Genomic DNA, 14,439 nt, shown 5'->3' on the forward strand with positions numbered 1-14,439 from the left:
ACTGACATGCGTCCAGCCCGTTATGATAAACGTTATATGTATATTATTATCTGACGCTATGAGCCGCGCAGCCAGATTAAAAAGGATACGATAATGCCCAACAAATGGCGGGCTGATAATTGCAATTTTTTTTGGGACAGCGTAAATCACTTTTAATCCTCCTCGGGTATCAGAAGACAGGGCGGCCTGATAGACGATCTGTATATTGTCGCTGTGCCATGGATGCGGCTCCAAGCTGTGTCTGACGGATGCTTCACTCGTTCACGCGCACACTCAAATGGAAATGCATCCAAAAGCGGATGAATATTGATATTTGGCTTTGGATTATTCATTGCCATTGCAACCAATGACTTTATATCGGATACCTCAATAAAATCGGCATAAAAGGTGGGGCGGCCAGTTGAGGCGAAATAATCGTCAAATTTGAATAAATCCCCATGCAGAGGCTTGCCAACAGTCAACATCAGGGCATCGATTCCATAGGCTTCAGCGACTATCAAACCATGCAATGAACTTGAGAATATGACCTCGCAAGACAGAATTTCGCGAATCACATCATGAAATGGTTTTTCAACATCAATGACTTTCACGCGCAGATCATGGTTTAACATGGTTTTAAAAGTCCGATAATGGCTGAAATGTGGAACAATTCCAATCCGCCAGCGCTTATCGATGTCATTTTTAACCAGCAGAGGTAGTAAAAGAGCGGGGTCACCATACACTTCAGGGCATGCAATCCCGTTATTCACCAAAAGTGACCGCGTCTTTGGTCCTCGCACAGCGCGATAATTCACATCTTGTGCAGCCATGGCAAAATGAAGATGATTAGAATTCAATAAACCAGCGCCCCAAACCGTGTCACGCTGGCGCAAACAAAAGAAAATGGATCCCAACCCCAATATTTTTCCCTCCCTCAAAGTATGCTTGATTTTCATGCCTGACAACATGGCAATAATGAAAGGGGATAATTGATCACCAAAATTATTGACGTATGGCCGCATGCCAGTTAACGCCCTGGTGAATGTTCTTTTAAATCCGTAATAACCTTCCCACCAGTACATTTTTATCATGATTTGCAGTACCCTTACTTTCAAATCCATGACAATCGAACAAACCACACATACATTTTCGATGGCGCCAGGCATGGCTCGACTGATTGGCACGAAGTTGTCCGATTATAGTCACTTTATATGCATAGACATATTCTCTAATTTCTATGGTTATGATAGTTTTAATTTATGAAAATATTTGGCATAACGATTTGATTCGCATCGCCATACAACCAAGGTGCTGTCTTTACGCAAATGTGATAGGGCAGAATGCAAACCTGGACATGAAGCCTTGGCGCCGCTTATCCTATCGACATAAACAACCTCCTCGCAGCCGGCGCTTTATAGCGCGTCTTCTTGCATATTCAATATTGATCAGCAGCAGAGACACGCGCATATCCTATGAACACAAATTACGTTTCCATTGAGGTCGCGATGGTAGTGAAGAAATGATAGAAGAAGTAATTGATGTCCAGTGAGAAAGATATTTTATGCCGAATGTGGTCGTTGATATGATCAAAGACTTAGCTTGGGAATGTTGCCGACATTATAGTTGTCTTGACAACTGTTGTTTATGCAACTATAATTACGTCATGACTAAATACAAACATAGCTTGCAAGACGACATTGGATACTGGCTAAACAGGCTCAGAATGAAAGTACATTCTTCATTCCTGGCTAAATTAGCGAAGCAAGATATTGCCATTCCTGAATGGCGCATCTTGATTAGTTTATATAATAATGATGCTTCTAATATCGTTGAATTGGCTAAGTTTATTGAAGTCGATAAAGGCGCTGTTTCTCGAGTCTTAGATAAATTGGAATCAAGTGGATTAGTCATTCGCCAGCCAGGCAAAGATAGGCGATCTAGCGTTGTTGTTCTTACGAAAAAAGGAGAAGAACTAACACCTAAATTAGCGCAGTTGGCTGAATTAAATGAAAAAGAATTTTTTTCATGTCTTTCTGAGACTGAGAAAAAACAATTGAAGTCAATTTTAAAAAAATTACTGCGACATGCCGGCATTGAGTCGCTTGGCGGGTGGTTTTTAAAATAAAACGAGGTAAATTATGATTGATATTAATCTTCTTAAAGAATGTTTAAATAAAAAAGTATCCTTTCCTGAAAGAATACGCAATTTATCAAAAATTGGTATTGAGCGGTATTATGTTGATCTGATGAAGTTGGAAATAACATATTATTCTCAGGACGGCGAGTCTTACGTTGAGCGTATGCCAATAGAAAATCTACCCGCATTAGCGAACGATTTTAATCAAGCAAAAGTGATTGAAGCTATTCGGGCCGCCCAAAAAGGTGAAATAGATTATCCAGCGTTTTTAAGAAATATTATCGCGGCAGGTACGGTCAGCTATACCGTTTATCTTGATGGTGAGCAAGTCATCTACGTAGGCCGAAAAGGCGAATCTCATACAGAAAAATTTCATTTTTAATGATATAAGAAAAGGTGGTTTATGTACGATTCTAATATTTCTTCTGAATACCCGTTTGATTCTAAATTTGTGACTGTAAACGGATCAAAAATACACTATATTGATGAAGGCCAAGGAGACGTCATTTTATTTTTGCATGGGATGCCTTCATGGTCATATCTATGGCGCAATGTCATTCCGCATTTGTCAAAAAATGCTCGCTGCATTGCTTTAGATTTAGTAGGTTGTGGTCGTTCAGAGCAACCTGATATTGAATACAGTATTGCTGATCATATTCAGTATGTAAATGGCTTCATTGAAAAGCTTAATCTAAAAAATATTGTATTCGTTGCTCATAGTTGGGGTTCGACTTTTGCTTTAAATTACGCAAAATCTCACGAAGATAATGTCAAAGCTATGGCATTCATGGAACCTCTATTTTCTCCATTTGCAACCTGGGATGAGTTCAATCCTGGCAGACCACAAGTTGTGGAAACATTCAAAAAATTCCGCACTAAAGATGTAGGATGGGATTTAATCGTCAATCAAGATGTATTTGTAAGTCGTATTGGAGATGGCGGCAATCTTCGTTCCTTCACAGAAGTAGAAAGAAAATTTTATCGCGAACCTTTTGAATCACCACGCAGTCGTTTGCCTATATGGCGCGCGCCCCAGGAATTGCCGATAGCTGGAGAGCCCGTTAATGTTGTAAATCTTATTGAAGAATATAATAGATGGTTGAGGAGAACACATTTACCTATCTTATTATTTCATGTGGATCAAGGTGCATTTATATCAAAAGATAAATTAAATTGGTGTAAAGATAATTTGAAAAATTTAACTACTTATGATTTAGGTAAAGGTGCCTATTGGTACATAGAAGATTATCCACATACGATTAGTAAAGAATTATTGAACTGGTACAAGAAATTAATATGAACGAATTAGATGCATTGTCTCGATCGTTTAACATGAGATTGTGCATAGCCCCTATACTTCCAGTAAATTTCCTTACTGGAAGTATAGGATCAGGATTCGACCGTGAATGCCACAAATAAGTGCATACCGTTTTATATATCATTTTTTTCTAATTTATCAATGATTTCCTATCACTTATATGAAACACATGAAATTGGAGTTCACTTTTATCATATCTTGTTTGAAATTTAGTCATATATTATAGTATTCCTAGGAGATTTGTAAAATGGCATTGATAATTATATTTCTAGGGATTGCGGCGACCATCTATTATTTTTACGCAATGGCAAGCATTCGTAAAAAGTTGCCTAATGATTACAAAGGAATTTTGTCTGATAGCTCTTCCCCTACATTTGCTATTCTTCTTATTATTGCTGTTATTTTATCGATGGGTTTTTTAGCAAGTGAAAAATGGATAGAACGGAGTCATATTCTTCCTTTTGTACTTACGATCGCTATCATGATATTAGTTTTTAGAAGAATATATTTATATCAACGTTTCAAAAAATTAAATTTCCCCATTATTTATTTAAGAGCGATGTTCATAAATACTATTGTTCTGATTTTAGGGTTATTAATGATTGTGTGGGGAGATTACTTAACACTAATTTTTAAATTATAAGTTGATTAACCGACATTTATATAACCTTTTTCAAATACTTCATTGGGAGTTAAAAAACCTAAACATTTCCTAGGTCTGCTATTCAATTCATTCATTATTAATTCTAAATCTACATCAGAAATTTCAGTGAAACTTGCTCCCTTTTTCAAATATTGGCGGACTAATCCATTTGTGTTTTCATTCAAGCCTCGCTCCCAAGATGAGTAAGGATGGGCAAAATAAAATTCCGCACGTAATTCTTCACTGATTTTTGTATGGTGAGCAAATTCAGAACCATTATCAGCAGTTATACTCAGTACAGAATCCGTATATGATTTAAGGCAATCAATTGTGGCTTCTGCAACAAGCTTTGCCGTTTTATTGCAAACTTTCTTTAGTACTGTTTTCTTTGAATATCTTTCAACGATACTAATAACTGCTTGCATTTGTTGCTTGCCAATAATGGTATCAATTTCCCAGTCGCCAAGGTGGTGCTTATCATTTATTATTGCTGGCCGTTCGTCAATGAAGCGTCGATTTCTTATTGGTCCGGTACGTTTTGGACTACCATAGCGTTTTCGATATTTTTTATTTTGATGGCGCAAATTTAGAAATAATTTACCGCCTTTTTGTTTATCTTTTAAGATAAATTGATAAATCCATTCTTTGCCTATCGAAAATAAATTATGCTTCTTGGCATATCCACTAATCTGTTCTGGACTCCACTTTTCCTGCAATTTTTGTCGAATAAAATCGGCTGCTTCCTTTGTTAATTTAATTTTCTTATTTTTTTCTCTATGCCTTTCTCTCGCATAACTTTGGGCATAATTCGGTTTATATTGCCATGAACCAAGCTGGGTTCTTACAAAAGTGATATTTCGTTTTAATTCACGGCTAATCGTTGATTGGTTAACTCCGATTTCCTTTGCAATCTGAGTCTGTGTATACCCTGCCTTCCAAAATGCGAGAATTTGACAACGTTTCAAATAATCGAGCTGCTTGTATCCCACCCTTTCCCACTCCATAATTTAATAAGCGCATTGTAACTATTTGTTGGCTAATTAATAGTCAAAATATGCGCTTATAAGTGGGATTCACGGACCCTAATTCACGCGAGAATCGTTCATATAATGTATTTGTGATTTTATAGCACTTCTTCAAGCAGCTATTTAAATGGTATCCTGAATTTAATATTTTCTTTAAAATTAGCTCATTTTCTAACAACTTATGACTCTTATGCTTAAAAAAACGATCCAAGAACAACAAATCATCGAACTCTTGAAAATTCATTATGGAATTGATATCCAAGAAGCACAATTCATCCCTGGCGGTGCTGATATGAATGCATTTGCATATAAAGCCAATGCAACATCCCGTTCTTACTTCGTGAAGTTAAAGCATGGTCATTATGATGAAATTAATTTATCAATTATTCACCTCTTGCACGATTCAGGGATAAAGGAAATTATTTTCCCTATCCACACGCTTGAAAGAAAATTATTTCTTCAGTTGAATAATTTTAAAATAATTGTGTATCCATTTATCCATGCGCCAAATGGTTTCATCAAGAATTTAACAGAAGAACAGTGGAAACAACTTGGAAAAACACTAAGAAAAATTCATGGAACACCCGTTCCCGCTTCTATTCAACAACAATTAAGAAAAGAAACTTACTCGGCCAGATGGCGTGAAATTGTTAGGTCTTTTTACAGCAAAATTAAACCTGACGCAACAGATGACAGCATCACATCAGAGTTCAAATCATTCTTTAAAAAGAATATCAATATAATTCATCGATTAGTTGATTCTGCAGAAGAACTGTCCAAAAAAATTCAGCCTGATCCGGATGAATACGTGCTGTGTCATTCAGATATACATGCTGGCAATGTAATAATTGCCAGTGATGATTCTATTTATATCATTGATTGGGACGAGCCGATGATGGCACCAAAAGAACGTGATCTTATGTTTATTGGCGGCGGTGTCGGGAATGTCTGGAATATGTCTCAGGAAACCGGTTATTTTTATAAAGGATATGGCAAGACAAACATCGACAAGACAATTTTATCCTATTACAGGCACGAACGAATTGTAGAAGACATAGCACTGTACGGGCAAGAGTTGCTTTCACAAGGTCAAAATGATCGGTCCAGGATTGAAATGTTTACGCATTTTAAGGCGATGTTTGATCCAAACGGTGTTGTTGAAATTGCTTTTGCGCCTGATTAATATTTTCTTTGATATCAGTTATCATATAATTTATGATTAGATTTCACTCATCTACAGGAACATTTGCGGCGCTTACTGCCGCACTTTTATTTGGAGCTAGTACGCCGTTTGCTAAACAACTAACCGGTGATATTTCACCGATTTTATTGGCAGGCTTGCTTTATCTTGGAAGCGGCATAGGACTTGGCATTACCAAGCTGGTAAGAGATAAAAATTTACGCTCCGGTCTTTTAAGAAATGAATGGGGATGGTTAGTAGGAGCGATTATCTTTGGCGGCATCATTGCACCTATCTTGCTGATGCTAGGGCTCACTCAAACCGGCGCAGCCTCGGCTTCTCTTCTCTTAAACCTTGAATCCGTATTAACCGCCCTATTTGCGTGGATTTTCTTTAAAGAACACACTGATCGTCGAATCATATTTGGCATGTTACTTATTGTTGCTGGCGGCATGCTATTGTCTTTAACTAAACATGCTAGCGTAGAAGGCTGGATCGGATCAATCTCAATTGCAACAGCCTGTTTATGTTGGGCAATAGATAATAATTTAACACGAAAAATCTCTTCGTCTGATTCAGTATTTATCGCAGGAAGTAAAGGGTTAATATCAGGAATTATAAATATTAGTTTGGCATTTGCCATTGGGTTAACGTTTCCTGCATGGTCAACAATCAATTATGCCTTATTGATTGGATTTCTTGGATATGGAGTCAGTCTTGTCTTATTTGTTTTAGCATTGCGTCACTTAGGAACAGCCAGAACAGGTGCGTATTTTTCCACCGCACCGTTCGTTGGCGCAGCCATTGTCATCGTATTTTTTCATGAACCCACATCAATAGTATTTTGGATCGCCGCTTCATTCATGGGAATCGGCGTTTGGATTCATCTAACTGAGTATCACGATCATACTCATACACATGAAAGACTGCTGCACAGCCATTATCACGCACACGATGCGCATCACCAGCACTCGCATGACTTTTCTTGGGACAAAGATAAACCTCATACTCATCCGCATCAGCACGAGGCCGTTACCCATTCACATCATCATTACCCGGATATTCATCACCGCCATAAACATAAATAACAAAGCCAAAACACAACTTATCAAGTTCATCAGAGCCATTTCCTTTAGCAATAAGGAGACAGTTTTTTCTCTCTAAAGCGAATTCAGCATTGTAGTTAAAATAGCATTTTCAAACCAACAATTGCCATGCAAAGAGCAAATGCTTTCTGTAATATTTTTGCAGGCAAGATGGTTGCAAGTCTAGCGCCAATCGGGGCACAGATAATTCCAGCCAATGAAATAGCAAGAAACGCTGGCCAATGCACATAACCAATCGTAACAGAAGATGAGTGCATTTGTGATAATCCTGCAACAACATAAGTAACGGCACCAATAATTGCAACGGGCAATCCAATCAGAGTCGAGGTGCCCACTGCGTATCGCATCTTAACATTAAGGGAATGTAAAAATGGAACCATTAATATACCGCCGCCAGTCCCGATAACACTTGCGACAAAACCAATGCCAAATCCGCCTGTTGCCATCTTTGGTAAAGATAATATTGGAGCGGTGTCTGTAATATCGACAGCTGATTCTTTAACTAACATGTAAGCAGCGGTAAATAGCATAAAAATGCCAAAAATACTCTCAAGGTATCGGCCAGAAGTGATGCTGGCTGCCAAGGCTCCAAGACAGGATCCAATTACGCTGAACAAGATAATTTTCTTAAAAATATGCCATTGAACATTACCGCGCTTATGATGGCTGATAAGAGCGCTAAATGAATTAGTAACGATTGCTGCCATGGAGGTTGCTAATGCGATATGTATTGCCATATCCTGAGGAATACCATAACCAGGCAGAATAAATGTAAGCAATGGAATAATAACAATTCCAGTTCCGACACCCACCATGCCTTGCAATATCGCACCCAGGCCGCCCGCAATGAAGCATATCATAATCAAGTCAAGCATAAGAATACCTTACAAATTGCATGATAATATGATATTATATGTTACGAGTTTTATTATGTAAATACTCTTAATAAAGGCGCTTTGTTTGACATGAAAAAATCTACACAAAAGATATTGATTCAAAATCTTTTTCTTGCAAGCTCAACCCCGCTTACTCTCGCGGACAGAAGGTTATATAACTATTTGCTGCATAATGCATTCCATCATTTTTTAAAACAAGACAGTTTTAAGATTTTACTGACTGAATTGATAGGAGTATATGGCGCAGGGCTGCCGCCGCTTGAAAGACTAAAGGAGTCGTTTCGAAGGCTGATAAGAACGCTCATTGAATATGAGGTCGATGGGAAATGGAATATTACAAGTTTATTAGAAAAAGCAGAATTAGATGAAAAATTGGAACAGGTTACATATTCTTACCCTGTTGAGTGCAAGATGTTATTCAAGGATCCGATTATCTTGGAGAAGAGCCTTATTCAAGCCCACTTTACTCAAAAATATAGTAATTTATTGTATGAAATATTAGCTACCGCGCATTATGCCAAAAAATCAACATTGTCCCTAGAAATAACCGATTTACGCAGTCGTTTACATATTCACGAAGGCAAACTGACTAACTTTAGTGATCTAGATCGGTTTGCCTTAGTTCCGGCAATCAAGGAAATAAATTCTTACGCAAGCTTTGCTGTGAAATACTTTACTAAGCGTAAGGGAATGAAAGTAACGGATGTCATTTTTGAGATGACCAGCAAGCGCGATATTTCAAACACGGAAAATGTAATCCCTCCCAAACGCCCTCGATTATTTATCGATAATCCAGATATGGAGCGCGCCTATGCTTATCTTTTAAACGCTGAAACCGATGAGCGACGCAAATTTTTTGATTTGGCGCGCAAAACGGCAGAGAAGAAAAATAAAAGGATAACAGAAGAAGAATTTGATAGACCAGATTTATGGTTTAAATGGGTAGAGCGCCAGTTGCTAACAAAAACCAAGGATTGAGACAGCTGTCTCATATTCCTTTTAAACAGGCTTTTTTAACTTTACTTCGTTAAATGACTTAACTGCGACAAACAACGCGCTCAATGTCATGCATGCGAGTAATCAAAATCTCGCAAATTGCACTGTTCCAACCGGTTACCAAGCACACGTTCAATATTGCGCACCTCGTTATCATCTTCATGTGTTACAAGCGTATAGGCTTCACCTGTTTTATCCGCGCGACCGGTTCGGCCAATACGATGAATATAGGCTTCTACAGTGTTAGGCATATCATAGTTGATAACGTGGGAGATCTTTGACACATCAATGCCTCTTGAAGCTATATCCGTCGCAACGAGTATCTGAATAGTCCCGTCACGAAAACCATCCATCGCTCTCTGCCGATTATTCTGGGACAAATTTCCCTGCAATGAAGTAGCACGGAAACCCGCTTCTTCCAGTTTTTTCGCCACTTTTTTGGCACCATGTTTGGTACGCGTGAATACCAGTACAGATTCAATATCTGTCTTGCGCAATATCTCAATCAGCAATTTTGATTTGAGATGGGACGCCACAGGAAACAATGCCTGCCTCACTGAAGAGGCGGGCGTGATATTGCCAATTTTCACCCTGACTGGATTGTGTAATACTTCATATGCCAACTCATCAATATTGTATGCCATCGTCGCTGAAAACAACAATGTTTGTCGTGACTTAGGCAAGTGATTCAGAATTCTGCGTATACTGGGTAAAAAACCCATATCCAGCATTTGATCAGCCTCATCAAGCACCAGCATTTCAACCCTGGAGAGATTAATTGTTTTTTGTTGCACATGGTCCAACAAACGCCCGGGACACGCGACTATAATTTCTACGCCGTTTTCCAGAGCCTTGATTTGCGATTTAATGTTAACACCGCCATAAAGCGTCAAAATACGCAACCCTGTTCCCTGACATAATTCAACAAATGCATCATTGATCTGCTGCGCCAGTTCCCGGGTAGGCGCAACAACAAGTGCGCGAATACAAGAGCGTGGCCCCGTCAAGAGACGATTGACAACAGGCAATGCAAAAGCAGCTGTCTTGCCGGTTCCAGTTTGTGCCAGACCCATTACATCCTTGCCTGAAAGTATCGGAGGAATGCTTTGGTTTTGTATGGGTGTTGGAGTGATATAGCCTAACGCATGTATATTGTTTAAAACACACGGGTGTAAATTGAACGAATCAAAACTCATTGTAAATACTCATATTTTCTTATTTTAAAACCATCTTCACGGTTAAAAGTCAAGACAGATCAGGATGGGCAGGATTATTAGATTATACTCGCGAATTCTGTAAGCATAAATGCTAGTGCCAAAACTCCTATTTATTTTATTCAACTGATACGTTTTCAGCCTGTGATCCTTTTTGACCTTGTTTAACAGTGAATGTTACAAACTGCCCTTCTTCAAGCGTACGGAATCCTTCTCCTGTGATTGAGCGGAAATGCACGAATATATCGTCACCTTGAGCACGTTGTATAAATCCATATCCTTTGTCACTATTGAACCACTTGACGGTTCCCTTTTCACGAATAGCCATAAATTGATTAACCTTTAGTTTTATATGAAAAACGCCTTGTTGACTGCTACTGCACTTGAGGAGAAATTGCGGAGTAATGAATCACACGGTAATAAAGAATATCATATGCGGCCACGCACGTCCAGCTCTTCTTTATCACCCGCCGCCACGGCCTGAAAATGGACGTTATTTCAAGACAGGACAATAAAGGAAATTGTTGGTACAGCATTCTTTAGTCTATAATCCTGAATACTGATTCAGACTGCCATGCCATGATCGAGTCAAATGGGATAATCAAATCAATAAAATTACCTGTCTGAATAAAATGTAATGCCATTTATACTATAAAATGAATTCTTTCCAAATATTGAGTAATCGATATGATCAAAAAACATAATGTATTATTTTTTGCATTGTTAATTGTCCTGATTTCAACTAATGGTTTTGCAAACTGGATAAGCAATCCGCGTGACATCAAACAAGCGCTTAATGATGTTTACCGGGAATATAAAGATAAAAAAGGCGGCAAAAACGCAGATTATATCCCTGAACTCGCCAAAGTGGATCCAACTCTGTTTGGAATCGCGATTGTTACAGTGAATGGAGACATCCAATCCATTGGCGATGCTGACGTTCCATTTGCCATAGAATCGATTTCAAAACCTTTTATTTATGCTCTTGCGTTGCATGACAATGGCGAGAAAATTGTCACGGAAAAAGTGGGCCTGAATGCGACAGGCCATAGTTTTAATTCAGTCATGGCTATAGAAGAAAAGCAAGATCATTTACAAAATCCCTTAGTCAATGCAGGCGCAATTCAAATAACAAGTCTTATCAAAGGCAAGACCAGCCATGAAAAATGGCAGCGTGCACTCGATTTTATAAAAAAACTAAGTGATGGCAATCCATATTTAGGCAAGTCTGTGTATCAATCTGAAATGGCAACAAATCAACATAATCGTGGCATTGCTGAGTTACTTGATTCTTACGGAATGATGGCGAGCGATCCGCTCGATGCTGTAGACAGGTATACTAAAGCATGTTCCATTATGATCACTGCCCGTCAGTTGGCTTTAATGGGCGCCACATTGGCAAATCAAGGTGTTAATCCTCAAACACATCAACGAGTCATTTCTTCTAAAGAAGTACAAGATGTCCTTTCTGAAATGGTAATTAATGGATTATATGAAAATAGCGGTATCTGGTTTTGGACGGTTGGAATACCTGCAAAAAGCGGTGTGGGCGGCGGTATATTAGCCGTTGTCCCGGGTAAAATGGCTATTGCGGTTTTCTCGCCGCCGCTGGATAAAGCAGGAAACAGTGTCCGCGCGCAACAAGTTATCAAAGAAATCTCGCAGCGCTGGAATTTACACCTTCTAGGAAACAAAAACATGAACCGTATATAATCAAGTGAACTTGAGTACAGGTATAAAATGATTTCACAGTCAATGATAGCACGCTGCTTGACCTGATTAATATCAAGTGGATATCATCTCATGCTCATTTAGCAAGCTCGTGAATGCTTCCGCATCCAGCGGCTTGCTGAAATAATAGCCCTGGATCATGTCACATCCGTATTTTCTTAATATTTCAATCTGCTTTCCGGTCTCCACACCTTCAGCCAATACCTTTATCTGCATTCTTTTTCCCAGGGCAATCGTGTTCCTGACAATATCCTTACTGTCTTTGTTTGTTGCAATGTCATCTATAAACGATTTATCAATTTTTATTTGATCGATTTCAAACAGTTTGAGGTTAGAAAACGCCGAATAACCCGTGCCGAAATCGTCAATGGAGAGCAAAATACCCATGGCTGATATTTCATGAATAATAGGAACCACGTCTTCCCTGAATGCTTTTGATTCTGTCAATTCCAGCTTGAGATATTGAGGATCAAGCCCGGTTTGTGCGAGCGTGTCCGAAATGACTTTGATAATATTTCTTTCCTTGAACTGCTTGGCGGAAAGATTGACAGAAATCTGCAGTTTATTATATCCCTGAGAATGCCATTTGGCCGTCTGCATGCACGCCGTGCGCAAGACCCATTCACCAATGGGAATAATGGTTCCATTCGCTTCTGCGATAGGAATAAATTCGTCCGGGCGCACCGTTCCCAACAGGGGATTATTCCAGCGGATCAATGCTTCCATTCCACATATTTTACCGGTCTTCAAGTCGATGAACGGCTGGTATTTCAGCATGAATTCATGATTGTTCAGGGCGTTATGCAATTGATTTTCCATTTTCAGCTTCCTGGCCAAATCCGTGTCGATACCAACCTCATAGACTAATACATTATTTCCGCCGCGCTGCTCTGCAATGATGGATGCCGCGTGTGAATGCATGATCAGCTCATTCACATCCAGGCTGTCTCTGGGATATATGCTGACACCAATACTGGCAGTAAGATGTATGGATTGATCTAAAATAATCACCGGATCTTTAAATAATGAAAAAAGAAATTCCACTTTTGGGATGACTTCATTCAAATTATCAAACGGATGAATCAGAACGATAAATACATCCTGCCGCGAGATGGTCGGCAAATAAGTCACCACCTTGTTGCCAGCGCTCGCATTGTCATTCATGATATTTTGAAACCGGCGCGATATACGCTTCAAAACCTGCTCCCCAGTCGTCATTCCCAGCGCTTCATTGATTTTTTTGATTTCGTTAATGCTGACGCAGGCAATAGCGAACATGTTATTATTTTTTATGGATTTTTCAATTGCATCATGAACATATTCAACCAATAAGCGTCTATTGGGGAGCTCCGTCAGCAAATCATGCGTGGCCTGGTATTTCACCAGTTTAAGTGAATTCTCCAGCTCGATTGTGCGCTCTTTTACGCGCTGCTCAAGAAATTCATTCGCCATTTTCAATTTGTCGCTCAGCAGGATATTTTCAAAACTGAGTCTGAAGAATTTTCTCACCATGCGCTGCCCTATATAACAAGCAATCATCATGAAAATTCCCAATACCAGAAAACTTCCGCTGACACCGAGATTGATAAAGGGATCATGTTGCGTCGTGAGAAAATTATGCAAGCCTATAGAGGTTCTAAAGACGATCACGGGTGCCAGAAGGCAGACAATGCTAATTGCAGCTACTGTAAAATCTGTAATGGATGAAAAACTGAAGCAAATCAGAACGGCGAGTAGAAATGTCAATGTTGTGAACTGATAATAAATACTGCCGCTGATAAAAAATATGCCTATGCTGCTCCAGGTCAAACAGATGGCGGCCAATATAAACAGAAATACCTTTCGCCATTTTTTAAGAGCATCAATGGTGACGCTGCCATGATATCGCAGAGCCCAGAGAATATTGATAGTGTTGGTTATCACCAGAATCAAATACCAGACAATCAGGTTTTTTTCTTCTGCACTGTCATCATGATGCATAAGAAGTAAAATATAAAACGCACCGCCGATATAATTGGCTATCGCACCGAGCAAGAGCATGCTATGGTGCGTTTTGATGATCTCATAATCTATTTTTTTCTCAATGTCATCCGCTTCACTGGATGTTAAGCGTGAAGCTTCGCTTGAAGTACCTACTTTTAAAATATCATTCATGCGTATTCCTTAAACATAATCACCATAAATGATATATATTCATGCAAATTAATCCCGCAA

General features: G+C 39.0%; 14 protein-coding genes. 8 read left to right on the plus strand and 6 right to left on the minus strand.

From position 1 onward, the window contains the following. Positions 1 to 152: 152 nt before the first annotated feature. On the minus strand, positions 153 to 1,163 hold the full coding sequence (locus AQULUS_RS12240) for a polysaccharide pyruvyl transferase family protein (RefSeq protein ID WP_148340552.1): 1,011 nt from the start codon (positions 1,161 to 1,163) through the stop codon (positions 153 to 155). A 539-nt stretch (positions 1,164 to 1,702) separates the two neighbouring features. On the opposite strand from AQULUS_RS12240, the gene AQULUS_RS12245 reads away from it, so the two are divergent. The 4 genes from AQULUS_RS12245 to AQULUS_RS12260 all read left to right on the plus strand — a co-directional run bounded on the left by AQULUS_RS12245 (position 1,703) and on the right by AQULUS_RS12260 (position 4,077). Beyond that, on the plus strand, positions 1,703 to 2,104 hold the full coding sequence (locus tag AQULUS_RS12245) for a MarR family winged helix-turn-helix transcriptional regulator (RefSeq protein WP_172622880.1): 402 nt from the start codon (positions 1,703 to 1,705) through the stop codon (positions 2,102 to 2,104). Positions 2,105 to 2,117: 13 nt separating this feature from the next. Further along, positions 2,118 to 2,498 carry a DUF1398 family protein gene (locus AQULUS_RS12250; RefSeq protein WP_148340554.1) on the plus strand — a complete coding sequence of 127 codons (381 nt, stop codon included), beginning with the start codon at positions 2,118 to 2,120 and terminating at the stop codon, positions 2,496 to 2,498. Between the two features lie 21 nt (positions 2,499 to 2,519). Beyond that, a complete protein-coding gene (locus tag AQULUS_RS12255) occupies positions 2,520 to 3,416 on the plus strand; it encodes a haloalkane dehalogenase (RefSeq protein ID WP_148340555.1) in 897 nt (298 codons plus the stop codon). Positions 3,417 to 3,681: 265 nt separating this feature from the next. Beyond that, positions 3,682 to 4,077, plus strand: a complete 396-nt coding sequence (locus AQULUS_RS12260; protein WP_148340556.1) for a hypothetical protein — start codon at positions 3,682 to 3,684, stop codon at positions 4,075 to 4,077. 5 nt (positions 4,078 to 4,082) lie between these two features. Here AQULUS_RS12260 and AQULUS_RS12265 read toward each other — a convergent pair whose 3' ends face one another. Then, positions 4,083 to 5,066 (minus strand): IS30 family transposase, encoded by a 984-nt coding sequence (locus AQULUS_RS12265; protein WP_197737351.1) that lies wholly within the window; start codon positions 5,064 to 5,066, stop codon positions 4,083 to 4,085. A 226-nt stretch (positions 5,067 to 5,292) separates the two neighbouring features. Here AQULUS_RS12265 and AQULUS_RS12270 point away from each other — a divergent pair, with 226 nt between their 5' ends. Together AQULUS_RS12270 and AQULUS_RS12275 are read left to right on the plus strand one after the other, a co-directional pair. Next, a complete protein-coding gene (locus AQULUS_RS12270) occupies positions 5,293 to 6,285 on the plus strand; it encodes an aminoglycoside phosphotransferase family protein (RefSeq protein ID WP_148340558.1) in 993 nt (330 codons plus the stop codon). A gap of 32 nt (positions 6,286 to 6,317) precedes the next feature. After that, a complete protein-coding gene (locus AQULUS_RS12275; protein ID WP_148340559.1) occupies positions 6,318 to 7,370 on the plus strand; it encodes a DMT family transporter in 1,053 nt (350 codons plus the stop codon). Between the two features lie 95 nt (positions 7,371 to 7,465). On the opposite strand, the gene AQULUS_RS12280 is transcribed toward AQULUS_RS12275, so the two are convergent. Continuing rightward, on the minus strand, positions 7,466 to 8,263 hold the full coding sequence (locus AQULUS_RS12280) for a sulfite exporter TauE/SafE family protein (RefSeq protein ID WP_148340560.1): 798 nt from the start codon (positions 8,261 to 8,263) through the stop codon (positions 7,466 to 7,468). A gap of 90 nt (positions 8,264 to 8,353) precedes the next feature. Here AQULUS_RS12280 and AQULUS_RS12285 point away from each other — a divergent pair, with 90 nt between their 5' ends. Beyond that, positions 8,354 to 9,262: a replication initiation protein gene (locus tag AQULUS_RS12285; protein WP_148340561.1), complete on the plus strand. Its 909-nt coding sequence runs from the start codon at positions 8,354 to 8,356 to the stop codon at positions 9,260 to 9,262. 86 nt (positions 9,263 to 9,348) lie between these two features. Here AQULUS_RS12285 and AQULUS_RS12290 read toward each other — a convergent pair whose 3' ends face one another. Both AQULUS_RS12290 and AQULUS_RS12295 read right to left on the minus strand, forming a co-directional pair. Further along, the gene (locus tag AQULUS_RS12290; protein ID WP_148340562.1) at positions 9,349 to 10,476 is read right to left on the minus strand and encodes a DEAD/DEAH box helicase; all 1,128 of its coding nucleotides are present in this window, start codon (positions 10,474 to 10,476) and stop codon (positions 9,349 to 9,351) included. A gap of 136 nt (positions 10,477 to 10,612) precedes the next feature. Continuing rightward, the gene (locus AQULUS_RS12295) at positions 10,613 to 10,822 is read right to left on the minus strand and encodes a cold-shock protein (protein WP_148340563.1); all 210 of its coding nucleotides are present in this window, start codon (positions 10,820 to 10,822) and stop codon (positions 10,613 to 10,615) included. Between the two features lie 359 nt (positions 10,823 to 11,181). On the opposite strand from AQULUS_RS12295, the gene glsA reads away from it, so the two are divergent. Then, positions 11,182 to 12,207, plus strand: coding sequence for a glutaminase A (gene glsA / locus AQULUS_RS12300; RefSeq protein WP_148340564.1), 1,026 nt, complete (start codon positions 11,182 to 11,184; stop codon positions 12,205 to 12,207). A 72-nt stretch (positions 12,208 to 12,279) separates the two neighbouring features. On the opposite strand, the gene AQULUS_RS12305 is transcribed toward glsA, so the two are convergent. Beyond that, on the minus strand, positions 12,280 to 14,379 hold the full coding sequence (locus AQULUS_RS12305) for a putative bifunctional diguanylate cyclase/phosphodiesterase (protein WP_148340565.1): 2,100 nt from the start codon (positions 14,377 to 14,379) through the stop codon (positions 12,280 to 12,282). Positions 14,380 to 14,439 lie beyond the last annotated feature (60 nt).

It is taken from the genome of Aquicella siphonis, assembly GCF_902459485.1.
GTDB classification, from domain to species: domain Bacteria; phylum Pseudomonadota; class Gammaproteobacteria; order DSM-16500; family DSM-16500; genus Aquicella; species Aquicella siphonis.

Coding starts and splice junctions, on each gene's coding strand:
- AQULUS_RS12250 (WP_148340554.1), top strand. CDS start 2,118: ATGATTGATATTAATCTTCTTAAAGAATGTTTAAATAAAAAAGTATCC.
- AQULUS_RS12270 (WP_148340558.1), top strand. CDS start 5,293: ATGCTTAAAAAAACGATCCAAGAACAACAAATCATCGAACTCTTGAAA.
- AQULUS_RS12275 (WP_148340559.1), top strand. CDS start 6,318: ATGATTAGATTTCACTCATCTACAGGAACATTTGCGGCGCTTACTGCC.
- AQULUS_RS12280 (WP_148340560.1), bottom strand. CDS start 8,263: ATGCTTGACTTGATTATGATATGCTTCATTGCGGGCGGCCTGGGTGCG.
- AQULUS_RS12255 (WP_148340555.1), top strand. CDS start 2,520: ATGTACGATTCTAATATTTCTTCTGAATACCCGTTTGATTCTAAATTT.
- AQULUS_RS12285 (WP_148340561.1), top strand. CDS start 8,354: ATGAAAAAATCTACACAAAAGATATTGATTCAAAATCTTTTTCTTGCA.
- AQULUS_RS12245 (WP_172622880.1), top strand. CDS start 1,703: ATGAAAGTACATTCTTCATTCCTGGCTAAATTAGCGAAGCAAGATATT.
- AQULUS_RS12295 (WP_148340563.1), bottom strand. CDS start 10,822: ATGGCTATTCGTGAAAAGGGAACCGTCAAGTGGTTCAATAGTGACAAA.
- AQULUS_RS12260 (WP_148340556.1), top strand. CDS start 3,682: ATGGCATTGATAATTATATTTCTAGGGATTGCGGCGACCATCTATTAT.
- glsA (WP_148340564.1), top strand. CDS start 11,182: ATGATCAAAAAACATAATGTATTATTTTTTGCATTGTTAATTGTCCTG.
- AQULUS_RS12290 (WP_148340562.1), bottom strand. CDS start 10,476: ATGAGTTTTGATTCGTTCAATTTACACCCGTGTGTTTTAAACAATATA.
- AQULUS_RS12305 (WP_148340565.1), bottom strand. CDS start 14,379: ATGAATGATATTTTAAAAGTAGGTACTTCAAGCGAAGCTTCACGCTTA.